The sequence below is a fragment of the Pseudomonas sp. P39-UII1 genome (assembly GCF_039672635.1).
Lineage (GTDB): Bacteria > Pseudomonadota > Gammaproteobacteria > Pseudomonadales > Pseudomonadaceae > Aquipseudomonas.
This window is the reverse complement of sequence record NZ_JBDFPP010000010.1, coordinates 101822-124293: the sequence shown is the minus strand read 5'-3', so window position 1 is coordinate 124293 and position 22472 is coordinate 101822. Positions and strand designations below refer to the sequence as shown.

The window sequence follows — 22472 nt, the reverse complement described above, 5'->3', positions numbered from 1 at the left end:
TCTGACGGAGAACGAAGTTTGCCTTCGCTTCAGATGCCTGGGGGCCAGTACTATGCCGCTCAGGTGGTGGCGATGCGCAGGCGATTTGCCAGCGCAGGGCGCAAGCTGTGCAGTGCAAGGCCCGCCACCCATATCACCGAGACTGCGTAGTTCAACCGTTGGTACAGGCCGAACAACTGGCCGCTTTTGGCGGCCTGTGCCATCAGTACCACGGTGATGATCGCCCCAACCACACAGGCCAATGAGAACCGCCCAAGCGCTGGTGAGCCCGCCACGCGTTTGCCGGCCCATATCCAGAGGGCGCTGGCCAGGGTCAACGAGAGGAACATCAGCAGGCCGGACGCATTATGCAGCTGTTGCGACAGCGAAGCGTGATCAGGTGCACAGCCCTGGTCGCAGGGGAACCAGCCGGTGCCCAGGCTGCCCAAGCCATGCAGCAGTAACAGCGCAGCACTTGCCAATGCCACCTTCGAACCCTGCCAACGCCGCGCCAGGCCCCAGGCGAACAAGGCGAACAGCACCGCGAGCGGGAAATTGTTGAGCAGTGGCGACCAGGAATAGGTGGGGGCGCCTACAGCCCCCAGCTGGCTCATGGCTTGCTGCAGGTGGTCGTAGCCGGGGTAGGCCTGGGCGGTGAGCCAGACGCCCAGCAGCAGCCAGAACGGGATGAGCAGGCCGCAATTCAGCAAAATACGGTCGAGCGTTTTCATCGGTGGTTTCCTTCCGTGGAATGGTTAGATCAAGCATCTACAGTAGCGTGAGCGTTGCGGTCTGCCCCGACCTGATCGCGGGCAACTAGGTTTTCAGCCAGCCGCCTTGTCCCGGCGCATCTGCGTCACCAAGGTGAATCTATCATCCGGGTGGACGGTTTCGGATACCGCCATCAGCCCCCCGTCGTCATCCCGGTAGTGCCTCAGAATCTTCAACCCCGGCGCCCCTGTTTCCGCCTTCAGGGCCCGCGCCAATTCTGCGGTCAGCAGCACCGCACGCACCTGTTGGTCCACCACTGCGATAGCGCGCCCGTAATGCTGCTCGATCAGGCTGGCGATCAGTTGGTCGGGGTGTTCACGGGCCAGCTCGATAACGTCGGCATAGTCACGCTGGGCGTAGACGTCGGTCCAGCACAGCGGGGCGGCGCTGTGCTGCCGGTCGACGCGAATGCTCGACACGCAGAAGTAATGCTCGCCCGGCACCAGCCCTAGCCGCGCTGCCTCGCTGAGGTCGGCGACGAAGTGGCGCACGTCCTGGATCTCACGCTGCTGGGTTTCTGCCAGATGCGCAAGGTCGGCCACGGTCGCCAGCGACTGCGAATACCCGCCACGCGGGCTGCTGGCTTCCACCCGGGTGCCGACGCGCTTACGGCGTGACACCAACCCTTGGTTGAGCAACTGGTTGATCGCCGCTCGCACGGTGTGCCGGCTCACTTCATACAGGTCACACAGCTCGAACTCAGTGGGCAACAGACTGCCGACCGGGTAGCGGCCGTTGGCGATGCCTTCCATCAGGTCCCTGGCTACCACGGCGTAGCGCGCTTCGTTCATACCTTCGGTCAGTCCCGTCAATTTCTTCGGTTGACAGTGTAACAGTGGCAGGGCAAGAATTATGTACGGACATATCAAATATGTACGCTCAATAAAAACATTTCAGGATCCTTGCCTATGTCCACCACCGTTTTCGACTCCACCCTGTTCCGCGACATGTTCGGTACTGCCGAGATGCGCGGGGTGTTTGCCGACCAGGCGCTGATCGAGCGCTATATCGAAGTTGAAGTGGCGCTGGCCAAGGCCGAAGCACGCTGCGGCGTGATCCCGCAAGACGCCGCCGAGCAGATTGCCGAGCTGTCGCGCTATGCCTCCCTCGACCTGGCGCTGATGCAACACGAAACCGAAATCGTCGGTTACCCGATCCTGCCCCTGGTAGAACAACTGTCGAAGCTGTGCGGGGACGCGGGCCGCTATGTGCACTGGGGCGCGACCACGCAGGACATCATGGACACCGCCGTTGTACTGCAGGTGCGCGCGGCGCTTGCCATCGTCGAACGTGACGTGCAGGCCGTAAGAGGCCTGCTGGCAGAGCTGGCGCAGCGCTACCGCGACACGCCAATGGCCGGCCGCACCCACCTGCAGCACGCGCTGCCGATTACCTTCGGCTACAAGTGCGCGGTGTGGCTGAGCATGTTCGACCGCCATGCCGAGCGCCTGATGGAGCTGCGCCCGCGGGTGGAAGTGGGGCAGTTCGCCGGTGCCGCTGGTACCCTGGCGTCGCTGGGCGACAAGGGCCTGGAGGTGCAGGCAGCGTTGATGGACGAATTGGGCCTGGGCGTGCCGCAGGCCACCTGGCACGTAGCTCGCGATGGCTTGGCCGAGACCCTGAACTTCCTCGGCCTGGTTACTGCTTCGCTGGGCAAGGTGGCGCTGGACGTGATGATGATGATGACCAGCGAGCTGGGCGAGGTGTACGAGCCGTTCGTCAAGGGCCGTGGCGCCAGCAGCACCATGCCGCAGAAGCGCAACCCGATTTCCTGCGAGCTGATGTACGCCGCAGCCAAGGGCGTGCGCCAGCAGGCCGGGCTGATGCTCGATGCGATGATTCAGGACTTCGAGCGCTCCACCGGCCCATGGCAGGCTGAGTGGATCGCCATCCCCGAAGCATTCGCTTTGACCGCCGCCTCGCTGAGCCAGGCGCGTTTCATGCTGGCTGGCCTGGACGTACGTACCGAGCGCATGCGCAAGAACCTCGACATGACCCAGGGCCTGATCGTCGCCGAGGCGGTCATGATGGGACTGGCCCCGGCGCTGGGCCGCCAGGTGGCACATGACGTGGTGTATGCCGCCTGCCGCATGGCCAACGATCAGGGCATCAGCCTCCTCGAAGCGCTGCAGGCCCAGGGCGAGGCCACCGCGCGCCTGGACCTGGCAACCCTGGAACGCCTGTGCGACCCGACCAACTACCTAGGCCTGGCGCCGCAGATGGTTGACCTGGCGCTTTCGCGCCCCGGTGCCGTCGCCCGCTGATGCTGCACGGGCCTGGCCGCCGCCAGGCCCTCCCATTACAAGAACAATGAGAACACAATCATGTCTTGCGCCACCAAGAAACCGCTGTACAAGGACCTGACCTTCCAAGTCATCGCGGCGATGCTGCTGGGCATCGCATTCGGCTTCCTCGCCCCAGAGCTTGCTGCCAAGTTCAAGATCCTTGGGGACATCTTTCTCAAACTGATCAAGACTGCCGTGGCACCGCTGGTGTTCTTCACCGTGGTGCACGGCATTGCGTCGGCTGGCGACATCAAGCGCGTCGGCAAGGTTGGCTGGCGGGCGCTGGTGTACTTCGAGCTGCTGTCGACCCTGGCCCTGGCCATCGGCCTGCTGTGGGGTAACCTGATCGGCATCGGCTCAGGGATGCACGGCGCCCATGCCAGCAGCGCTGCCTCGGCCGCTGCCAGCGCCGCTGTTGCCAAGGGCCATGCGCCGAACTCGACCATGGACTTTATCTACGCGATTTTCCCCGACAACTTCGTCGGTGCCTTCGCCGATGGCCAGTTGCTGCAGGTCCTGGTGATCGCGGTGCTGTTCGGCTTCGCCCTGCTGGCTCTCAAGCATGAGCGCCGCGCAGTGATCGAAGATGGGCTGAACCGGGTGTCCGAGTGCTTCTTCGAGTTCATCAACCTGATCATGAAGTTCGCCCCACTGGGCGCTTTCGGTTCGGTGGCCTACGCCGTGGGCAGCAATGGTTCGGCAGTGCTGATGTCGCTGGCCAACCTGGTGCTGATGTTCTACCTGGCCGTGGCGTTCTTCCTGTTCGTGGTGCTGGGTGCGGTGTGCCGGTTATCCGGGTTCAGCCTGTGGCGCTTTCTGACCTACATCAAGGACGAGATATTCATCGTGCTGGGCACCGCCTCGTCGGAAAGCGCCTTGCCACGCCTGCTGCAGAAGCTCGAAAGGTTCGGTTGCTCCAAGCAGAGCGTGGGCCTGGTGCTGCCCACCGGTTACGCCTTCAACCTTGACGGTACCTCGATCTACATGTCGATGTGCGTGCTCTTCATCGCCAACGCCTATGGGGTGCCGCTGGGCTGGGAGCAGCAACTGGGCATCCTGGCGATCATGCTGGTCACCTCCAAAGGCGCGGCAGCGGTGTCCGGTGGCAGCTTCGTGGTGTTCGCCGCCACCGTCACCGCCATCGGTGTGCTGCCGGTGGAAGGCCTGGCGTTGCTGTTCGGCGTGTACCGCTTCATGTCCATGGCCATTGCTACCTGCAACACCATTGGCAACAGCGTAGCGACCGTGGTGGTGGCCAAGTGGGCGGGCGAGTTCACCGAGCAGGCTGCACGCGAGGAGTACACGCGAGTGCTGGGCCGAGCGCCTGGCGCAGCGCTTTGATAAATACCGCGTCAGGTGTATGTGATCGTACAACCGCTTGCGCTATCATGACGGCTGTCTTTCAAGGTGAAATACAGGGCATGACAGAGCAGCAGGTACAGGCAAGGACCCGGCGCAAGCCGCGCAGTCTGGCCCAGGAACTGGTCACGGTGCTGACCGAGCGCATTCGCAGCGGCCAGCTCAAGCGCGGCGACAAGTTGCCGACCGAATCGCAGATCATGGCCGAGGAGGGCGTCAGCCGCACCGTGGTGCGTGAGGCGATCTCGCGGCTGCAGGCTGCCGGGCAGGTCGAGACGCGCCATGGCATCGGCACTTTTGTGCTGGATACGCCCTCCACCGGGGGTTTCCGCATCGACCCGGCCACCGTGGTCACGCTGCGTGAAGTGCTGGCTGTGCTGGAGCTGCGCATCGCCCTGGAAATCGAATCGGCCGGCCTGGCTGCGCAGCGGCGCAGCGATGAGGAACTGGCCGGCATGCGTGCGGCGCTGGACGAGCTGAACGAAGGTGCCGCGCATGCCAACGATGCGGTGTCGGCGGACTTCCAGTTCCACCTGCGCATCGCCCAGGCCAGCGGCAACCACTACTTCGCCGACATCATCAACCACCTCGGTACCAGCATCATTCCGCGTACCCGGCTCAATTCTGCACGCCTGGCGCATGATGACCAGGCGCATTACATGAGCCGCCTGATGCATGAGCACGAGGCGATCTACGAGGCCATTGCCCGGAGTGACAGCGAAGGGGCGAAGATGGCCATGCGCATGCACCTGAGCAACAGCCGCGAGCGGCTGCGCCAGGCGCATGCGGAGGCCGAGGCGCAAGGGGTTTGAATTCACGGTTGGCGTTGTTGGCCCTATCGCCGGCAAGCCGGCTCCCACAGGTACGCCGCTGTTCTCAGGCTCAGCGCAAACCCCGTGGGAGCCGGCTTGCCGGCGATAGGGCCGGTAAATTCAATGCAAGACTCAAAAGAAAGCCCCGCAAACGCGGGGCTTTCTTTTATCTCAGGGCATTCAGGGCATTCAGATCGCCCCGTCACTCCACTGCCCATTCACCAGCCGGCGCAAGCCCAGCGGGTTGCTGTCGCGCAGCGCCTCAGGCAGCAGCGTCTGCGGGTAGTTCTGGTAGCAGACCGGGCGCAGGAAGCGGTCGATGGCCAGGGTGCCGACGGACGTGCCACGGGCATCGGAGGTGGCCGGGTACGGGCCGCCGTGCACCATGGCATCGCACACTTCAACGCCAGTGGGGTAGCCGTTGACCAGGATGCGGCCTACCTTTTCTTCCAGCAGCGGCACCAACCAGGCAAACGCTTCGAAGTCTTCCGGCTCGCCGATCAGGGTGGCAGTCAACTGGCCACGCAGCCCGAGCAGGGCGGCGCGCAGTTGCTCATTGTCCTGTGCCTCGACGGCAACCGTGGTCGGGCCGAACACTTCTTCCTGCAGCAGCGGGTCGGCGTCCACCAGCAGGCGGGCATCGGCCTTGAACAGCTGCGCGCGCGCCTGGCTGCCTTCCTGAGGCTGCCCGGCCAGGTGTTCGATGCCGGCGTGCGCCTGCAGGTGCTCCAGGCCGCCAACATAGCTGCGCAGGCCACCGGCGTTGAGCAGGGTCTGGCCGGCTTGTTGGTCCAGGTGCTGGCCAAGGTCGCTCAGCAGTTGGCTGAACTGCGGCGATTGCAGGCCGATCACCAGGCCTGGGTTGGTGCAGAACTGGCCGGCGCCCAGGCACACGGAGCCGGCGAGCTCGCGGGCGATGGCCTCGCCACGCTTGGCCAGCGCGCCCGGCAGGATGATTACCGGGTTGATGCTGGACATTTCGGCGAATACCGGGATCGGCTGCGGGCGTTCGGCGGCCATGCGGCACAAGGCGTCGCCGCCCTTGAGCGAGCCGGTGAAACCGACGGCCTGGATGGCCGGGTGCTTGACCAGCCATTCACCGACACCACCGCCGAAAACCATGTTGAACACGCCCTTGGGCATGCCGGTGCGCTCGGCGGCGCGGACGATGGCTGCACCGACCAGGTCGGCAGTGGCCATGTGGCCGCTGTGCGCCTTGAATACCACCGGGCAACCGGCGGCGAACGCTGCAGCGGTGTCGCCGCCGGCGGTGGAGAAGGCCAGCGGGAAGTTGCTGGCGCCGAACACGGCAACCGGGCCGACACCAATGCGCATCTGGCGCAGGTCTACGCGCGGTAGCGGTTGGCGGTCGGGCAGTGCCAGGTCGATGCGTGCGCCCAGGTAGTCGCCACGGCGCAGCACTTGGGCAAACAGGCGCATCTGGCCGCTGGTGCGGCCACGTTCACCCTGGATACGCCCAGCGGGCAGGGCGGTTTCGCGGCAGACAACGGCGACGAAGGCATCGTCCAGCTCGTCAAGCTCAGCAGCAATGGCGTCGAGGAACTCGGCGCGGCGCGCCGGGGCCAGCTGGCGGAATTCGGCGAACGCGGCAGCGGCGGCCTGGGCCGCCTGGTCCACTTCGGCCTCGGTGGCCTGGGCGAAGCTATAGGGCAGGGCCTCGCCGGTGGTGGCGTCCAGGCTCTGCAGGCGTTGCGCGCCAGCGGCGCTGCGCTGGCCGGCGATGAAGTTGTGGCCAAGAATCTCAGGCATGGGGTGCTCCTGTAGGTGAGTAATCAGGTGATAGGCGCCGGGTTGAACAAAGTGATGTCGTTGTGCAGCCGGTGCTGTTCGGCCCAGGTCTGTTTGCGGCCGCTGGCCACGTCCAGGTAGTAGTGGAACAGCTCCCAGCCCAGCTCTTCGATGCTCGACCGGCCGCTGGCGATGCGCCCGGCGTCGATGTCGATCAGGTCCGGCCAGCGCTGCGCCAGTTCGGTGCGGGTGCAGACCTTGACCACCGGCGCCATGGCCAGGCCGTACGGGGTGCCGCGGCCGGTGGTGAACACGTGCAGGTTCATGCCGGCCGCCAGTTGCAGGGTGCCGCAGACAAAATCGCTGGCCGGGGTGGCGCAGAAGATCAGGCCTTTGCGCCCGACCCGCTCGCCGGGGCCGAGCACACCTTGAATAGCGCCGCTGCCTGACTTGACGATCGAGCCGAGGGATTTTTCGACAATGTTGGACAGCCCGCCTTTCTTGTTGCCCGGCGTAGTGTTGGCGCTGCGGTCCGCCGCACCTTGCTGCAGGTAGCGGTCGTACCAGTCCATTTCACGCACCAGCGCGTCGGCGACGTCCTGATTCTCGGCGCGCGAGGTGAGCATGTAGATAGCGTCGCGCACCTCGGTGACTTCCGAGAACAGCACGGTAGCGCCAGCGCGCACCAGCAGGTCGGCGGCATAACCCAGCGCCGGGTTGGCGGTGATGCCCGAGAACGCGTCGCTGCCGCCGCACTGCATGCCGAGGATCAGTTCACTGGCCGGCACGGTTTCGCGGCGGCGCTGGTCGAGCTTTCTCAGGCGGGTTTCGGCCAGGCCCATGATCTGCTCGATCATTTCGGTAAAGCCGAGGCTGGCGTCCTGCAGGCGATACAGCCAGGGTTCGCTGAGGTCCACCGACGGGTCGTTGTCGTGCATTACCTGGCCGGCCTGCAGCTTCTCGCAGCCCAGGCTGATGACCAGCGCTTCGCCGCCCAGGTTGGGGTTGCGCGCCAGGTTGCGCACGGTGCGGATCGGGATGTAGGCGTCGCGCGCGTTGATTGCCACACCGCAGCCGTAGCTGTGGGTGAGGGCGACCACGTCATCGACGTTGGGGTATTGGGGCAGTAATTCGGCGCGGATGCGCTTGACCGCGTGTTCCAGCACGCCGGTCACGCATTGCACGGTGGTGGTGATGCCGAGGATGTTGCGGGTGCCGACGGTGCCGTCGGCGTTGCGGTAGCCTTCGAAAGTGAAGCCGTCGAGGGGCGGCAGGGGCGCAGGGACGGCATCGCAGCGCGGCAGGCTGTCCAGTTCCGGCGCCGCCGGCATGGCCAGCTGGCTTTCCTGGACCCAGCTGCCTTGGCGCAGGTCTTCCAGGGCGTAACCGATGATTTGCCCGTAGCGGCGCACCGGCTCGCCCTTGGCGATCAGCACGGTGGCGACCTTGTGGCTCTGCGGCACGGCTTCGACCAGGGTCAGGCCGTCGGGGAAGCGGGCGCCTTCGCCCAGGCCGCCGTCGTTGACCACCACCACGACGTTATCGTCGTCGTGCAGGCGGACGTAGCGGGGCGAGTCGGAATGTTCGATCAACTGCATGTTCAGGCCCTACGTTTAGGTTCTCAGGCTTTTGTACATCCGCCCGCACCGGCAACCCGGCGCGGGCGTGTTCACTCAGTGACGCGAGCTGGCCAGTTCACCGTTGGCGGCAGGCTCAGCCTGTGGCTTGGGGGCGTCTTCGCGCAGCTCGATACGCTTGATCGGGCCGACGATCACCAGGTAGCTGAACACCGCCACCAGGGCGTTGGCACCCACATACACCAGGGCCCACTTGAACGAGCCGGTAGCACTGATGATGTAGCCGATGACAATCGGGGTGGTGATCGAAGCGATGTTGCCGAAGGTGTTGAACAACCCACCAGACAACCCGGCGATCTGTTTCGGCGAAGTGTCGGCGACCACCGCCCAGCCCAGCGCACCGATGCCTTTGCCGAAGAAGGCGAGGGTCATGAAGCCGACCACCATCCATTCAGCGTCTACATAGTTGCAGAAGACCATGGTGGTCGACAGCAGCAGGCCACAGACGATTGGCAGCTTGCGCGAGAAGGTCAGCGAATTGCCGCGGCGCAGCAGCCAGTCCGACAACACGCCACCCAGCACACCCCCGATGAAGCCGCAGATGGCCGGCAGCGAGGCGATGAAGCCTGCCTTGAGAATGGTCATGCCGCGCTCCTGCACCAGGTACACCGGGAACCAGGTCAGGAAGAAGTAGGTGATCGCGTTGATGCAGTACTGGCCCAGGTAGACGCCCAGCAGCATGCGGCTGGTCAGCAGTTGCTTGATGTAGCCCCATTTCGGGCCGTCATTGCCGCGCTTCTGGTCCATGTCCACCAGGCCGCCGTTCTGCTCGATGTGCTCGAGCTCTTGCGGGCTGATGCGCGGGTGTTGGCGTGGGTTGTAGATGGTCTTCAGCCACACGGCAGAGAACACGATGCCCAGTGCACCCATGACCACGAACACGTGCTCCCAGCCGAAGCTGAACACGATCCAGCCCATGATCGGGGCGAACAGCGCGGTGGCGAAGTACTGCGCCGAGTTGAAGATCGCCGACGCCGTGCCACGTTCTGCGGTGGGGAACCAGGCCGCGACGATACGGGCATTGCCCGGGAACGACGGGGCTTCGGCGAAACCGACCAGAAAGCGCAGGGTGAACAGGGTGACGACCGCCCAGGCGACCGGCAGGCCACCGACAAAACCCTGCAGCAGGGTGAACAGTGACCAGGTGAAGATGCTGAACGCGTACACGTTCTTGGAACCGAAGCGGTCCAACAGCCAGCCACCAGGGATCTGGCCGGCAACGTAAGCCCATCCAAAGGCGGAGAAGATATAACCGAGGGTTACGGCGTCAATGCCGAGGTCTTTCTGCAGGCTGGAGCCTGCGATGGCGATGGTGGCGCGGTCGGCATAGTTGATCGTGGTCACCAGGAACAGCATGAACAGGATCAGGTAGCGCACATGCGTCTTTTTAGTCGCTTGCATGCTGGCAATACTCCCACTAGTTATTTTTGTGCGGGCTCACGAGTTGTAGCCGGAGTGGGGGTAGCCCACTCCGGGTGCGGCATTGGCAGGCCGCTGGGGGTGCGCTTATTGCGGACCCATCTTGTCCATCAGCGCTGCGAGCATTTCGTATTCTTCAGCGGTCAGGTCGGTCAGCGGGGTGCGCACCGGGCCTGCGTCGTAACCGGCGATCTTGGCGCCAGCCTTGACGATGCTCACGGCATAACCGGCCTTACGGTTGCGGATGTCCAGGTACGGCAGGAAGAAATCGTCGATCAGCTTGCCAACGGTGGCGTGATCTTCACGGGCGATGGCGTGGTAGAAGTCCATCGCGGTCTTCGGCACGAAGTTGAACACCGCCGACGAGTAAACCGGCACACCCAGGGCTTTGTAGGCCGCAGCATACACTTCGGCGGTCGGCAGGCCACCCAGGTAGCTGAAGCGGTCACCCAGGCGACGACGGATCGACACCATCAATTCGATGTCGCCCAGGCCGTCCTTGTAGCCGATCAGGTTCGGGCAGCGTTCGGCCAGTTTTTCCAGCAGGTCGGCGTTCAGGCGGCAGACGTTGCGGTTGTAAACCACCACACCGATGTTCACCGATTTGCACACGGCTTCGACGTGGGCCGCAACACCGTCCTGGCTGGCTTCGGTCAGGTAGTGCGGCAGCAGCAGCAGGCCCTTGGCACCCAGGCGCTCGGCTTCTTGAGCGTATTCGATGGCCTGGCGGGTGGAGCCGCCGACGCCGGCGAGGATGGGTACCGACGTGGCGCAGGTGTCGACTGCGGTCTTGATCACCTGGCTGTACTCGCTGGCGGCCAGGGAGAAGAACTCACCGGTGCCGCCGGCGGCGAACAGGGCGCTTGCGCCGTACGGGGCCAGCCATTCCAGGCGCTTGATGTAGCCGGCCTGGTTGAAATCGCCCTGGGCATTGAAGTCGGTGACCGGGAAAGAGAGCAGGCCGTGGGAGAGGATGGATTTCAGTTCTTGTGGATTCATTGTTGTTGGCATCCTGTGGCGCTTGGGTGAAGGTGTGATGTGTTGCGATGGAGGTAAGTTATCGTACAACCTCCGGAATGGCTAGTCCTTTGTTGGAGATTTTTTTGGGGGAGCGTGAGGGTGCTTGTCATAGGATTTGCGGTGGGGCATAGATCGAGCGCCGCCCGCGCGGCGCATCGCGAAGCGCTTGCCTTGAGATCTTTAGGGCCTTTGAGATCGAGCGCCGCCCGCGCGGCGCATCGCGAAGCGCTTGCCTTGGGATCTTTGGCGCCTATGAGATCGAGCGCCGCCCGCGCGGCGCTTCGCGGGGCAAGCCCGCTCCCACATTTGTTGCAACGTGCCATGGCCTGTGAGGCCATAGTTGCCAGCCTTGTTGGCACTACGTGATTTCTCGGCTGGCGCGGCCTGCGCCCCACCAGTCTTCAGTCATGCGCCAAGGCTAACAACCATGGCCTGTCTGGAACGGCGCGTTGCAACAAATGTGGGAGCGGGCTTGCCCCGCGAAGCGCCGCGCGGGCGGCGCTCGATCTCAAGGGCGCTGAAGATTCTAAGGCAAGCGCTTCGCGATGCGCCGCGCGGGCGGCGCTCGATCTCAAGGGCGCTGAAGATCCTAAGGCAAGCACCCCGCGGGCGGCGCTCCATCTCCCAGGCGCAGAAAATCCTACGACGACCACACATACGGTCATCGTATCTCTTAAGGAGGAAAGGAAAAAACGATCGCGGAGACAGGCACAAGCCCGCCGCCCGCTTCCACGGGAAGTGTTCTGGGACCAGCAGAGGGTGACCGAGGAAGCGGGGGCGACCTTGCGCCGCCCCGCGATCAAAACCTAACGAAGCTGAGGGTCAAGCCGCCTGTTGGCGCTTGATCTGAGACTTGCGAACCTGGGCACGGCAGGCATCGCCGAAGGCCTGGAAGATCTTGATAGAGTCAGGGTTCTTCGCCGCTTGCCACTCCGGGTGCCACTGCACGGCGAACAGAAACGGCGAGATGCTCGGGCCGTGGATCGCTTCGACCAGGCCGTCTTCAGCATGGGCGATCGGCTCAAGGCCGGCACCCAGGTTGCGCAGGCCCTGGCCGTGCAACGAGTTGACGCGAATCTCGTCGGTGCCGAGGGTGTCACGCAGCCAGCTGCCCGGCTTGATCTTCACGCTGTGCACCTGGGCGTACTGCACCTCGACCGGGTCTTCCGGGTTTTCACGGTGGTCGTTGAAACCAGGTTCGGCGTAGACCTTCTGGTAGATGTCGCCGCCCAGGGCCACGTTGATTTCCTGCATGCCGCGGCAGACGCCGAAGATTGGCAGGCCGCGCTTGAGCGCTGCCTTCACCAGCGGGATGTCGAACAGGTCGCGATTGACGTCCTGGCCTTTGCCCGGGGTCTGGTTTTCCTGGCCGTACAGGCTTGGCTCGATGTTGCTGCCGGCACCGGTCAGGTACACGCCGTCGGCCATGTCCAGATAGGTCTCGAGGTCTTCGACGCCACAGCAGGTGGGCACCAGAACCGGGACGCAATCGGAGAAGTCGACCAGCGGGGTAATGTATTTGTGGGTCATGACCTGATAGTCATGGCCTTTGCGCTCTTGGCTGCCCATGGTCATCAGGACGACGGGTTTGCGCAGGGAAGGTTGCTTGTTGCCAATGTTGCTGTTGGACATATGTCACCTTATGACAGGTTCGACCTGTCGTTGTTGTGCAGGTGCACGGCCCGGGGCCTGATGTGCTACCTGAAGCCCCGAGCACTGCCGGCTCGTCAGAGGCGACGATTCCGGTCGGGGCTTGTAGACAGCTTGCCAGAGCCGTTCGATATGTCAAACGACTGGCAGGGGGGATGGAAGGGATAAAGCGCCTGAATTCGGGGGCTAAAACCCTTGCGGGCCTCAGGCGGCAAGGGTTTGGCAGGGGGTGAGGTCAATAATATTTAACGACGCAGTTGGGTCATTGCAGCGGTGCAATGAAAGGCCGCTTGTGTGGTGTTCGCTGGCCCTATCGCCGGCAAGCCGGCTCCCACAGGGAAATCAGCGCATTCAAGACCTGCGCCGTACCTGGGCTGCCCCCAAGGATTGGATTGGTGTCCAACTTCTTGGGGGCAGTCCATACCTGTGGGAGCCGGCTTGCCGGCGATAGGGCCAGTGGCCTCAATGAAGGATCTGCGCCAGAAAACTTTTGGCCCGTGCGGTGCGTGGTTGGTTGAAGAACACCTGCGGCGGGCTGTCCTCGATGATCTGCCCACCCTCAAGAAACAGCACCCGCTCTGCTACCTGCCGGGCGAAGCCCATTTCATGGGTGACGCACAGCATGGTCATGCCGGTGCCAGCCAACTGCACCAGCACATCCAGTACTTCGGCGACCATTTCCGGGTCGAGTGCCGAGGTTGGCTCGTCGAACAGCATGATGCGCGGTTTCATGCACAGTGCCCGGGCGATCGCCACGCGTTGCTGCTGGCCACCGGACAGCTGGCTGGGGTACTTGTGCGCCTGGCTTTCGATACCGACCTTGCTCAGGTACATCCGCGCCCGTTCCTCGGCGTCCTTGCGCGACAGCCCGCGCACGCTGGTGGGCGCCAGCAGGCAGTTGTCCAGCACGCTCATGTGCGGGAACAGGTTGAAATGCTGGAACACCATGCCGATCTCGCTGCGCACCTGGGCCGCCTGGCGGGTGGTGGCAGCGAGGTCGGTACCGGCCACCTGGACGCTGCCTTGTTCAGCGACCTCCAGGCGGTTGATGCAGCGGATCAGGGTGGATTTGCCCGAGCCGGACGGGCCGCACAGTACGATGCGCTCGCCTTCGCGCACCTGCAGGTCGATATCGCGCAGCACGTGATAGGCGCCATAGTGCTTGTTCAGGCCCTCGATGCGGATCAGCACCGGGCGTGGGTCGGTTTCAGAAGCAAGGCTGGCAACACTCAAAGGGGCGGTCATGTTGTTGTTCTCCCGCTTGGATTCAGTCGAAACGTGCCGCGCTGTAAGGCGCAGGGTCGGTAAAGGGGCGCTCGCCGGTGAGCAGTTCAGCCAGCAGCCGGCCGCTGACCGGGCCGAGGGTCAGGCCGTGGTGGGCGTGGCCGAAGTTGAACCACAGGCCTTCGTGTCGCGGCGCCGGGCCGATCACCGGGCGCATGTCCGGCAGGCACGGGCGGCGGCCCAGCCAGGGTTGGTCGTCCAGGCGCTCGCCCAGGGCCGGGAACAGCTTGCGCGCCAGCGCTTCGCAGCGCTTGAGCTGGATCTCGTTGCCCGGCGCGTCACTGGCGGCGAACTCGATGCCGGTGGTCAGGCGCACGCCACGTGCCATGGGGGCCAACACATAGCCGCCTTGGGTATCGCAGATCGAGTGCTGCAACTGGGCGCCGCCGCGGGTGCCGTAATGCATGTGGTAGCCGCGCTTGATGCCCAGCGGGATCTGGTAACCCAGGCGCTGGTAGAGGTCGGCCGACTGCGGGCCGAGGCAGGCCACCACTTCGTCGGCGGTGATCGAACCGCGCTGGCTGTCGACCTGCCACTGCCCGCCGGCCTGGCGCAGGCTGCATGCATCGCCATGCAGGAACTGCCCGCCACGCTGCACGAACAATGCGGCGTAACCACGCGTGAGGGCGCCGGGGTCCTTCACGGTTTTCGGGTCCAGCCAATGGATGCCGCCGACCACGGCACTGTCGAGCTGATGCTCGCGGGCTTGCATTTGCCCGCGCTCGAGAATCTCGTAGCGCAGGCCGTAACGGGCCAGGCCCTTGAGCTCGGCCTTGGCCTGCTCGAACAACGCAGGATCGCGGTATACCTCGATCCAGCCCTTGGCCTGCACCAGCCCTTCAAGGCCGGCGGCGGCGATCAACGCGTCATGCTCTTCGACGCAGCGCTGCACCAGCGGCAGCATATCGGCGGCAGCGCCGGCCAGCCGCCCAGGCGCCGATTGCCGCCAGTAGCGCAGCAGCCACGGCGCGGCTTTGGGCAGGTGCAGCAGGCTGTAGCGTACGTCCGGTTGGCGGTTCAGGCCGTAGCGCAGCAGCGCGCCGAATTGCCGCGGGAAGGCATAGGGAATGACGCTGGAGCGCTCGATCAGCCCGGCGTTGCCATGGCTGGTGCCGCTGCCGGGCTGGTCGCGGTCGATCAGGATCACCTGGCGCCCGCGTGCCTGCAGGTGCAGGGCGGTGCTGACGCCGACGATACCGGCGCCAAGGACAAGGGTCTGGCAATGCATGAATGGATCCTCGGTCAGTTCAAGTGGCGGCCCAGGCGGGCTTCCAGGTGTTTCAGCAGGCGCCGTACCAGCTCCACGATCACCAGGTAGAGCACAGCGGCCCACAGGTAGATCTGGAAGTCGAAGCTGCGCGAGAACGCCAGCTTGGTCACCCCCATCAGGTCGTAGATCGTCACCAGCGAGGCGATGGCGCTGGCCTTGATCATCAGGATCAGCTCGTTGCCCAGCGGGCCGATGGCTACCAGCAACGATTGCGGCAGGATCACCTTGAAGAAGGTGGTCGAGCGTTTCAGGTTCAATGCCCGTGCGGCTTCATGCTGCCCGGGCGCCACCGCCATCAGGCTGCCGCGGAAAATTTCGGCCTGGTAGGCGGCGGTGTTCAGGGTGAAGGCCAGCAAGGTGCACAACCAGGCTTCGCGGAAGAACCACCAAAGGCCAACGTCCTGCCAGAACCCCTTCAACGAACCCAGGCCGTAATACAGCAGGAACAGCTGCGCCAGCAGGGGCGAGCCGCGGAAGAAATAGACGTAGCCGGCGGCCAGCCGTTGCAGCAGCAGGTGGCGCGACATCCGCGCCAGCGCCAGCAGCAGGCCGAGCACGGCACCCAGGCTGAAGGAAATCGCCACCAGCTTGGCCGTTACCAGCAAACCCTCCACAAAACGCGGCCCGTAGCGCTCCAGCAGCTCGGGGTCCAGCACCAGGTTCAGCAGTTGTTCGGCACTCATGTGCGTGCTCCTTGCAGGTGACGGTTGCTGCGCCGTTCGATGAAGGCGAACACCCGCCCCGACAGTGCTGCGAACAGCAGGTACCCCAGGCAGGCCACGCCATAGAAGAACATGGGCTCTTTGGTGACGCTGACCGCGAGGTTGGTTTGGCGCATCAGGTCGACCAGCGAGATGGTCGAAACCAAGGAGGTGTCCTTGAGCAACGACAGCCAGTTGTTCGAAAGCCCTGGCAGGGCAATGCGCGTCAGCTGTGGCAGCACTACCTTGAAGAACGCCGTGCGCCTGCCCAGGCCCAGCGCCGAGCAGGCTTCAAGCTGGCCTTTGGGCAGGGTCTTGAAGGCAGCCAGCCAGATCTCGCTGGAAAACGCGGCGAACACCAGGCTGAAGGCGATCATGGCGGCGAGGAAGGTATTGATCAGGAACTCACCCTGGTAGCCCATCGCGGCCAGCAGCTTCTGCGCGGCGATCTGGCAGCCGTAATAAATGATCAGCAGGGTCAGCAGCTCGGGCAAGCCACGGAACACGGTGGAAAAGCAGGTTGCCCAGGCGCGCGCCAGGCGTTTGCGTGAGCGCGCCGCCAGGGCCACGGCCAGGCCCAGCGGCAGGCCGATGGGCAGGCAGGCGAGGGCCAGCGACACGGTGACCAGCGCGCCGGCCAGCAGCGCCTGGCCCCAGCCGCCACTGGCGAAGGACAGCAAGGACAATTGATCGAGCATGACATATCCCTTGTATTGGCTGGCCCGGCCTCAATCGCCGGCAAGCCGGCTCCCACAGGTGTCGCAGCGAACCTGGGATCTCTGTGGGGGCCGACGTGCGGCGTTGGGCTGAACGTCAGTTATAGATGTCGAAGTCGAAATACTTGCTGGCAATCTTCTGGTAGGTGCCGTTGGCGACGATCGCTGTCAGTGCGGCATTCAGGCGCTGGCGCAGCGCCTCGTCGTCCTTGCGCACGGCAATGGCGGCATCGGCCTTGGTCCCGGCCACGTCGCCGAGTACCTTGCAGCAGTCCTGGCCGTTCTTGGTCATCCACTCGTGCAGCGGGAACTTGTCGGCGATCACCCCGTCCAGGCGGCCGGCGGCGAGGTCGGCGTTGGCCTCGTCCAGGGTCGGGTAGAGTTTCACGTCGGCGCCGGCCTTGGCGTATACGTCCTCGGCATAGATCGCCTGGGTGGAGGACGACTGGGCGCCCACGGTGTAGCCGTCGAACGTGGTCTGAGCGTCGCTGATCTTGCTGTCCTTGGCCACGGCGACGGTCAGCGGGGTGCGGTAGTAGTGCTCGGTGAAGGCGATCTTCCTGCGCCGCTCTTCGGTGTCGATCATCGAGGCCACCACGGCATCGTACTTGCGCGCCATCAAGGCGGGGATGATGCCTTCCCAGTCCTGGGCGACCAGGGTGCACTCCACCTTCATCTGTTCGCACAGGGCGTGGGTGATGTCGATGTCGAAGCCATGCAGCTGGTTATCGGCATCCACATAGTTGAAAGGCGGGTACGCGCCCTCGGTGGCGAAGCGCAGGGTTTCGGCGCTGGCGGCACCCGCCAGCAGCAGGGCACACGCACCCACCAAAGCCATGGTCTTGTTCATCTCGCACCTCTTGCACTCTTGCTATTGTTGTTTGCCCGTCGTGTAGCCGACGAACTCGTTATGTAGAGCGGCAGTCGCTTCCAAGCGTTTTTCAACATCCGGCCCAAGTTTCTTGCAGACCTCGTTGACCATCAGGTGCACCCACGACAGCATCGCCGAGGTGGATTCCCAGAACAGATTGAATTCGGTGGGGATGCGGAACACCTCGTCGGCGTTGGCATCGGCCCAGTCACAGAAGGTGTCGGTCACCAGCGTCACCGGTATGCCGGCCTGGCGTGCCTTCTGGCACAGCAGCAGGGCATGGCGGGAATACCGGCGCGCCTCGAACACCACCAGGGCGCTGTTTTCCGGGCGGCCAAGCAGCACGTCGCCAAAGTGCCCAGCGCTGCCATCCACCACCTGCACGCCATCGCGCAGGTAGTGCAGCAGGTGCGCCATGCACTGGGCGACGCCGCGCTCGGTCTGAAAACCGGCAATGAACACCCGTGGCCTGTCCGCCAGGCGCTGGGCCGCCTGGTGCCAGGCATCGCTGCGGCTGTATTCATGCACCCGCACCAACGCGGCGATTTCCAGCTCCAGGCTGCCGGCGCGGTGGCTGTCATCGTGCTGCTGGCGATACTCCTGCAAACGGTCGCCCACCAGCCACGGGCCGTCACCCAAGTCGCTCTGCAGGTCTTGCTTGAGCGCCTTGAGATGGGCATAACCGAGGGAGCGGCAGAAACGCCCGACGCTGGATTCGCTGACCCCCAGCTTGTCTGCGATGCTGGCAGAGGTCTGGAACGGCAGTTGCTGAAGATTGGCGAGCATGTAGCTGGCGATCTTGTGGCCCGAAGCCGTGGCCCCTTGCAGGCTGTTTTCCAGGCGTTGCTTGATCGGTTGGCTCATGCCGCTGCTCCAGGTGAGGCGTGGAATAGAAAATGGATGTTTTCTGTCACTGCGTCAATATTTGACAGATAGCTGTCACATGCAGGAAAGTTTTTGTCGCTGCCAATGCTGTTGCCATTCCAAATCCAAGAAAGGAGCTTCAGATGTCTGCACCTTCCACCGAACCCGTCGTGCGCGTGCCTTTTGCCGAGCTGCAGGGCCTGTTGCAAGCAATCTTCCAGCGCCACGGCTGCAGCGAGGCGGTGGCCGGCGTGCTCGCCCACAACTGCGCCAGCGCCCAGCGTGATGGCGCCCATAGCCACGGGGTGTTTCGTATTCCCGGGTACGTCTCGACCCTGGCCAGCGGCTGGGTCAACGGCCAGGCCGCACCGCAGGTGAGCGATGTGGCATCCGGTTATGTCAGGGTCGACGCGGGGGGTGGCTTTGCTCAACCGGCCTTGGCGGCAGCGCGTGGGCTGCTGGTCGAAAAGGCCCGCAGTGCTGGTATTGCGGTGCTGGCGATCCACAATTCGCACCACTTTGCCGCGCTGTGGCCGGATGTCGAGCCGTTCGCCGATGAAGGCCTGGTGGCGCTGAGCGTGGTCAACAGCATGACCTGCGTGGTGCCCCATGGTGCGCGCCAGCCGCTGTTCGGCACCAACCCGATTGCCTTTGCCGCACCGTGCGCGGGGCATGACCCGATCGTCTTCGACATGGCCACCAGCGCCATGGCCCATGGCGACGTGCAGATTGCCGCCCGTGCCGGCCAGCCGTTACCCGAAGGCATGGGCGTGGACGCCGACGGCCAGCCGACCACCGACCCCAAGGCCATTCTCGAAGGGGGCGCACTGCTGCCGTTTGGCAGCCACAAGGGCTCGGCGCTGTCGATGATGGTCGAACTGCTGGCGGCGGCACTGACCGGTGGGCATTTTTCCTGGGAGTTCGACTGGTCGGGCCACCCGGGCGCGAAAACGCCGTGGACCGGGCAGTTGCTCATCGTCATCGACCCGAGCAAGGCCGAAGGCGACCGCTTTGCCCAGCGCAGCCGTGAGCTGGTCGAGCAGATGCAGGCGGTGGGGTTGACGCGGCTGCCGGGCGAGCGGCGTTACCGGGAGCGTGAAATTGCCGAGCGCGAAGGGGTGGCGGTGACCGAGCAGGAGCTGCAGGGCCTGAAGGCGCTGCTGGGCTGATTGCCCTGTGCATTCTTGCATAGACAACCTTGCACATTAGGTGATGTTCCTTCCCGCCGACTCCGGGTATCCTCAGGGCAGCCTTTCCGAACTGTCCTGATCCAAGGAGCTGCACGCTGTGTTCAAACATGTCGATGCCTATGCCGGCGACCCGATCCTCTCGTTGATGGAAACCTTCAAGGCCGACCCGCGCGCCGACAAGGTCAACCTGAGTATCGGCCTGTACTACGATGAGGCCGGCGTGGTGCCGCAGCTGGCGGCCGTGGATGCGGTGGAAAAACGCATTGCCGGGGTTGACCACGAAGCCTCGCTGTACCTGCCGATGGAAGGCCTGGCCAGCTACCGCCAGGCCATCCAGGCGCTGCTGTTCGGTGCCGACCACCCGGCCGTCACCGGCAAGCGCGTGGCCACCGTGCAGACCGTTGGCGGCTCCGGCGCGCTCAAGGTCGGTGCCGACTTCCTCAAGCGTTACTTCCCGCAGTCGGAAGTCTGGGTCAGCAACCCGACCTGGGACAACCACCGCGCCATCTTCGAAGGCGCTGGGTTCAAGGTTAATAGTTACCCGTACTTTGACCAGACTACCCGTGGCGTCGACTTCGACGGCATGCTGGCCACCCTGCAGACCCTGCCGGCCAACAGCGTGGTGCTGCTGCACCCGTGCTGCCACAACCCGACCGGTGCCGACCTGACCCAGAACCAGTGGCAGCAAGTGGTGGAAGTGGTCAAGGCTCGCCAGCTGATTCCGTTCCTCGACATCGCCTACCAGGGCTTTGGCGAAGGCCTGGTGGAAGACGCCTACGCCATCCGCGAAATGGCCCGTGCCGGCGTGCCGTGCCTGGTCAGCAACTCGTTCTCGAAAATTTTCTCGCTGTACGGCGAGCGGGTAGGGGGCCTGTCGGTGGTCTGTGACGACGAAGCCACTACCCAGAGCGTACTCGGCCAGCTCAAGGCCACTGTGCGCCGCAACTACTCCAGCCCGCCCAACTTCGGTGCCCAGCTGGTGGCCGGCGTGCTCGGCGATGCTGCCCTCAATGCCCAGTGGGAAGCTGAAGTGGAAGTCATGCGCAAGCGTATCCTCGACATGCGCCAGGCGCTGGTCGATGCGCTGGCGGTACTGCTGCCAGGTCAGGACTTCCAGTTCTTCCTGCGCCAGCGCGGCATGTTCAGCTACACCGGTTTCAGCGTCGAGCAGGTCCGTCGCCTGCGTGACGAGTTTGGTGTGTACCTGATCGACAGCGGCCGGGTGTGCATGTCCGGCCTGCGCCCGGCCAACCTGCAACGGGTTGCCGAAGCGTTCGCTGCCGTTCAGAAGTGATGTGACAAGGGGGCTGCTTTGCAGCCCATTCGCGGGGCAAGCCCGCTCCCACAAGTGCTGAGTTGCACCTGTGGGGGCGGGCCTGCCCTGCGAAGCGGCCCTCCTGGTGACACCTTGTTGTCATGACAAGTGCAACCGTCCCTCGGACGGGGCTTCGCAACCGCCCACTTTCAGTGCACAATCGCGCCCCTCTTGATCTGGTTGGGGTGCACGAAGCGTCTGTTTCGCCATTCCCAGCCCTGTTGCAGTCTTGCGAGTGGAGCTACACCCGGAATGAATGAGCAGGCCCCAAGCGTCGAACGGCGCTATGAAGAATCAACCCCGGCCGCCCTGGGCAGCTGGTCGCGTCAAGACACTACCTGGATGCTGGGCCTGTTCGGCACCGCCATCGGTGCAGGCACCTTGTTCCTGCCGATCAACGCTGGCCTCGGCGGGTTCTGGCCGCTGATGATCCTCGCCGCACTGGCGTTCCCGATGACCTACTTCGCCCACCGTGGCCTGACCCGTTTCGTGTTGTCCGGGCGCAACGGCGGCGACATCACCGAAGTGGTCGAAGAGCATTTCGGCATCAAGGCCGGCGCACTCATCACCGTCCTGTACTTCTTCGCCATCTTCCCGATCCTGCTTATCTATAGCGTGGCGCTGACCAACACGGTGACCAGCTTCATGGAGCACCAGCTGCACATGGCGCCGCCGCCGCGGGCGCTGCTGTCGTTCATGCTGATCCTCGGTTTGCTGGCCATCGTGCGTTGCGGCGAGCAGGCCACGGTCAAGGTCATGAGCCTGCTGGTCTACCCGTTCATCGTCGCCCTGGCGCTGCTGGGCCTGTACCTGGTACCGCACTGGACCGGTGGCATCCTTGATAGCGCCACCCAGCTGCCGTCGGGTTCGGCGTTCCTGCACACCGTGTGGCTGGCGATTCCGGTGATGGTCTTCTCGTTCAACCATTCGCCGATCATCTCGGCCTTTGCCGTTGACCAGAAGCGCCGTTACGGCGAGCACGCCGACGAGCGCAGCGGCCAGATCCTGGCCCGCGCCCACCTGCTGATGGTGGCCATGGTGCTGTTCTTCGTGTTCAGCTGCGTGCTGACCCTCGACAGCGCGCAACTGGCCGAGGCCAAGGCGCAGAACCTGTCGATCCTGTCGTACCTGGCCAACCACTTCAGCAACCCGACCATCGCCTTTGCCGCGCCGCTGATTGCCTTCATTGCTATCGCCAAGTCGTTCCTGGGCCACTACATCGGTGCCAGCGAAGGCCTCAAGGGCATCATCGCCAAAACGGGTGCGCGCCCCGGCGCCAAGGCGCTGGACCGCGTGGTTGCCGCGCTGATGCTGGTGGTGTGCTGGATCGTCGCCACCCTCAACCCGAGCATCCTTGGCATGATCGAGTCGCTGGGCGGCCCGATCATCGCCGTGCTGCTGTTCCTGATGCCGATGTACGCCATCCGCCGCGTGCCCTCGATGCGCAAGTACAGCGGCGCGATGTCCAATGTATTCGTGGTAGTGGTGGGGTTGGTCGCGCTGACCTCCGTGGTGTACGGCCTGCTGGCCTGATTCGCTGCTTGCTGTAGACGTGTCCGGGTTGGCTGTCGCCACCCGGA

General features: G+C 64.3%; 19 protein-coding genes. 6 read left to right on the top strand and 13 right to left on the bottom strand.

Features of this window, described 5'->3' with window-relative positions; translation table 11 throughout:
* Nucleotides 1-59: 59 nt before the first annotated feature.
* Nucleotides 60-710, bottom strand: coding sequence for a DUF998 domain-containing protein (locus ABEH27_RS14955; RefSeq protein WP_346614333.1), 651 nt, complete (start codon nucleotides 708-710; stop codon nucleotides 60-62).
* Between the two features lie 93 nt (nucleotides 711-803).
* A complete protein-coding gene (locus ABEH27_RS14950; protein WP_346614332.1) occupies nucleotides 804-1541 on the bottom strand; it encodes a GntR family transcriptional regulator in 738 nt (245 codons plus the stop codon).
* 117 nt (nucleotides 1542-1658) lie between these two features.
* Between ABEH27_RS14950 and ABEH27_RS14945 the strand changes: the two genes are divergently transcribed.
* The 3 genes from ABEH27_RS14945 (at nucleotide 1659) to ABEH27_RS14935 (ending at nucleotide 5206) form a co-directional block, all read left to right on the top strand.
* Nucleotides 1659-3014, top strand: a complete 1356-nt coding sequence (locus ABEH27_RS14945; RefSeq protein ID WP_346614331.1) for an adenylosuccinate lyase family protein — start codon at nucleotides 1659-1661, stop codon at nucleotides 3012-3014.
* A gap of 60 nt (nucleotides 3015-3074) precedes the next feature.
* A complete protein-coding gene (locus tag ABEH27_RS14940; protein WP_346614330.1) occupies nucleotides 3075-4376 on the top strand; it encodes a cation:dicarboxylase symporter family transporter in 1302 nt (433 codons plus the stop codon).
* An 80-nt stretch (nucleotides 4377-4456) separates the two neighbouring features.
* A complete protein-coding gene (locus ABEH27_RS14935; RefSeq protein ID WP_346614329.1) occupies nucleotides 4457-5206 on the top strand; it encodes a FadR/GntR family transcriptional regulator in 750 nt (249 codons plus the stop codon).
* Between the two features lie 189 nt (nucleotides 5207-5395).
* Here ABEH27_RS14935 and ABEH27_RS14930 read toward each other — a convergent pair whose 3' ends face one another.
* The 11 genes from ABEH27_RS14930 to ABEH27_RS14880 all read right to left on the bottom strand — a co-directional run bounded on the left by ABEH27_RS14930 (nucleotide 5396) and on the right by ABEH27_RS14880 (nucleotide 18387).
* Entirely contained in the window at nucleotides 5396-6976 is a 1581-nt protein-coding gene (locus ABEH27_RS14930; protein WP_346614328.1) for an aldehyde dehydrogenase (NADP(+)), read from the bottom strand.
* 23 nt (nucleotides 6977-6999) lie between these two features.
* Nucleotides 7000-8553 carry a galactarate dehydratase gene (gene garD / locus ABEH27_RS14925; RefSeq protein ID WP_346614327.1) on the bottom strand — a complete coding sequence of 518 codons (1554 nt, stop codon included), beginning with the start codon at nucleotides 8551-8553 and terminating at the stop codon, nucleotides 7000-7002.
* A 75-nt stretch (nucleotides 8554-8628) separates the two neighbouring features.
* A complete protein-coding gene (locus ABEH27_RS14920; RefSeq protein ID WP_346614326.1) occupies nucleotides 8629-9993 on the bottom strand; it encodes an MFS transporter in 1365 nt (454 codons plus the stop codon).
* A gap of 105 nt (nucleotides 9994-10098) precedes the next feature.
* A complete protein-coding gene (gene kdgD / locus ABEH27_RS14915; RefSeq protein ID WP_346614325.1) occupies nucleotides 10099-11010 on the bottom strand; it encodes a 5-dehydro-4-deoxyglucarate dehydratase in 912 nt (303 codons plus the stop codon).
* A gap of 843 nt (nucleotides 11011-11853) precedes the next feature.
* Entirely contained in the window at nucleotides 11854-12663 is an 810-nt protein-coding gene (locus ABEH27_RS14910; protein WP_346614324.1) for a type 1 glutamine amidotransferase, read from the bottom strand.
* 480 nt (nucleotides 12664-13143) lie between these two features.
* Nucleotides 13144-13926, bottom strand: coding sequence for an amino acid ABC transporter ATP-binding protein (locus tag ABEH27_RS14905; protein WP_346614323.1), 783 nt, complete (start codon nucleotides 13924-13926; stop codon nucleotides 13144-13146).
* A gap of 22 nt (nucleotides 13927-13948) precedes the next feature.
* Nucleotides 13949-15193 (bottom strand): FAD-binding oxidoreductase, encoded by a 1245-nt coding sequence (locus ABEH27_RS14900; protein ID WP_346614322.1) that lies wholly within the window; start codon nucleotides 15191-15193, stop codon nucleotides 13949-13951.
* Between the two features lie 14 nt (nucleotides 15194-15207).
* Nucleotides 15208-15918 carry an ABC transporter permease subunit gene (locus ABEH27_RS14895; RefSeq protein ID WP_346614321.1) on the bottom strand — a complete coding sequence of 237 codons (711 nt, stop codon included), beginning with the start codon at nucleotides 15916-15918 and terminating at the stop codon, nucleotides 15208-15210.
* Complete coding sequence (locus ABEH27_RS14890) at nucleotides 15915-16634, bottom strand: ABC transporter permease subunit (RefSeq protein WP_346614320.1); 720 nt, start codon at nucleotides 16632-16634, stop codon at nucleotides 15915-15917. The genes ABEH27_RS14895 and ABEH27_RS14890 overlap by 4 nt, the downstream gene beginning before the upstream one ends.
* A 115-nt stretch (nucleotides 16635-16749) precedes the next feature.
* Entirely contained in the window at nucleotides 16750-17502 is a 753-nt protein-coding gene (locus ABEH27_RS14885; protein WP_346614319.1) for a transporter substrate-binding domain-containing protein, read from the bottom strand.
* A 21-nt stretch (nucleotides 17503-17523) separates the two neighbouring features.
* Nucleotides 17524-18387, bottom strand: coding sequence for a MurR/RpiR family transcriptional regulator (locus tag ABEH27_RS14880; protein ID WP_346614318.1), 864 nt, complete (start codon nucleotides 18385-18387; stop codon nucleotides 17524-17526).
* A gap of 143 nt (nucleotides 18388-18530) precedes the next feature.
* Between ABEH27_RS14880 and ABEH27_RS14875 the strand changes: the two genes are divergently transcribed.
* From ABEH27_RS14875 to ABEH27_RS14865, 3 genes are all read left to right on the top strand, one after another.
* On the top strand, nucleotides 18531-19556 hold the full coding sequence (locus ABEH27_RS14875) for an Ldh family oxidoreductase (RefSeq protein WP_346614317.1): 1026 nt from the start codon (nucleotides 18531-18533) through the stop codon (nucleotides 19554-19556).
* 118 nt (nucleotides 19557-19674) lie between these two features.
* Nucleotides 19675-20871 (top strand): amino acid aminotransferase, encoded by a 1197-nt coding sequence (locus ABEH27_RS14870; RefSeq protein WP_346614316.1) that lies wholly within the window; start codon nucleotides 19675-19677, stop codon nucleotides 20869-20871.
* A 273-nt stretch (nucleotides 20872-21144) separates the two neighbouring features.
* The gene (locus tag ABEH27_RS14865; RefSeq protein WP_346614315.1) at nucleotides 21145-22425 is read left to right on the top strand and encodes a serine/threonine transporter; all 1281 of its coding nucleotides are present in this window, start codon (nucleotides 21145-21147) and stop codon (nucleotides 22423-22425) included.
* The last annotated feature ends 47 nt before the right edge of the window (nucleotides 22426-22472 follow it).

Coding starts and splice junctions, on each gene's coding strand:
- ABEH27_RS14955 (WP_346614333.1), bottom strand. CDS start 710: ATGAAAACGCTCGACCGTATTTTGCTGAATTGCGGCCTGCTCATCCCG.
- ABEH27_RS14950 (WP_346614332.1), bottom strand. CDS start 1,541: ATGAACGAAGCGCGCTACGCCGTGGTAGCCAGGGACCTGATGGAAGGC.
- ABEH27_RS14945 (WP_346614331.1), top strand. CDS start 1,659: ATGTCCACCACCGTTTTCGACTCCACCCTGTTCCGCGACATGTTCGGT.
- ABEH27_RS14940 (WP_346614330.1), top strand. CDS start 3,075: ATGTCTTGCGCCACCAAGAAACCGCTGTACAAGGACCTGACCTTCCAA.
- ABEH27_RS14935 (WP_346614329.1), top strand. CDS start 4,457: ATGACAGAGCAGCAGGTACAGGCAAGGACCCGGCGCAAGCCGCGCAGT.
- ABEH27_RS14930 (WP_346614328.1), bottom strand. CDS start 6,976: ATGCCTGAGATTCTTGGCCACAACTTCATCGCCGGCCAGCGCAGCGCC.
- garD (WP_346614327.1), bottom strand. CDS start 8,553: ATGCAGTTGATCGAACATTCCGACTCGCCCCGCTACGTCCGCCTGCAC.
- ABEH27_RS14920 (WP_346614326.1), bottom strand. CDS start 9,993: ATGCAAGCGACTAAAAAGACGCATGTGCGCTACCTGATCCTGTTCATG.
- kdgD (WP_346614325.1), bottom strand. CDS start 11,010: ATGAATCCACAAGAACTGAAATCCATCCTCTCCCACGGCCTGCTCTCT.
- ABEH27_RS14910 (WP_346614324.1), bottom strand. CDS start 12,663: ATGTCCAACAGCAACATTGGCAACAAGCAACCTTCCCTGCGCAAACCC.
- ABEH27_RS14905 (WP_346614323.1), bottom strand. CDS start 13,926: ATGACCGCCCCTTTGAGTGTTGCCAGCCTTGCTTCTGAAACCGACCCA.
- ABEH27_RS14900 (WP_346614322.1), bottom strand. CDS start 15,193: ATGCATTGCCAGACCCTTGTCCTTGGCGCCGGTATCGTCGGCGTCAGC.
- ABEH27_RS14895 (WP_346614321.1), bottom strand. CDS start 15,918: ATGAGTGCCGAACAACTGCTGAACCTGGTGCTGGACCCCGAGCTGCTG.
- ABEH27_RS14890 (WP_346614320.1), bottom strand. CDS start 16,634: ATGCTCGATCAATTGTCCTTGCTGTCCTTCGCCAGTGGCGGCTGGGGC.
- ABEH27_RS14885 (WP_346614319.1), bottom strand. CDS start 17,502: ATGAACAAGACCATGGCTTTGGTGGGTGCGTGTGCCCTGCTGCTGGCG.
- ABEH27_RS14880 (WP_346614318.1), bottom strand. CDS start 18,387: ATGAGCCAACCGATCAAGCAACGCCTGGAAAACAGCCTGCAAGGGGCC.
- ABEH27_RS14875 (WP_346614317.1), top strand. CDS start 18,531: ATGTCTGCACCTTCCACCGAACCCGTCGTGCGCGTGCCTTTTGCCGAG.
- ABEH27_RS14865 (WP_346614315.1), top strand. CDS start 21,145: ATGAATGAGCAGGCCCCAAGCGTCGAACGGCGCTATGAAGAATCAACC.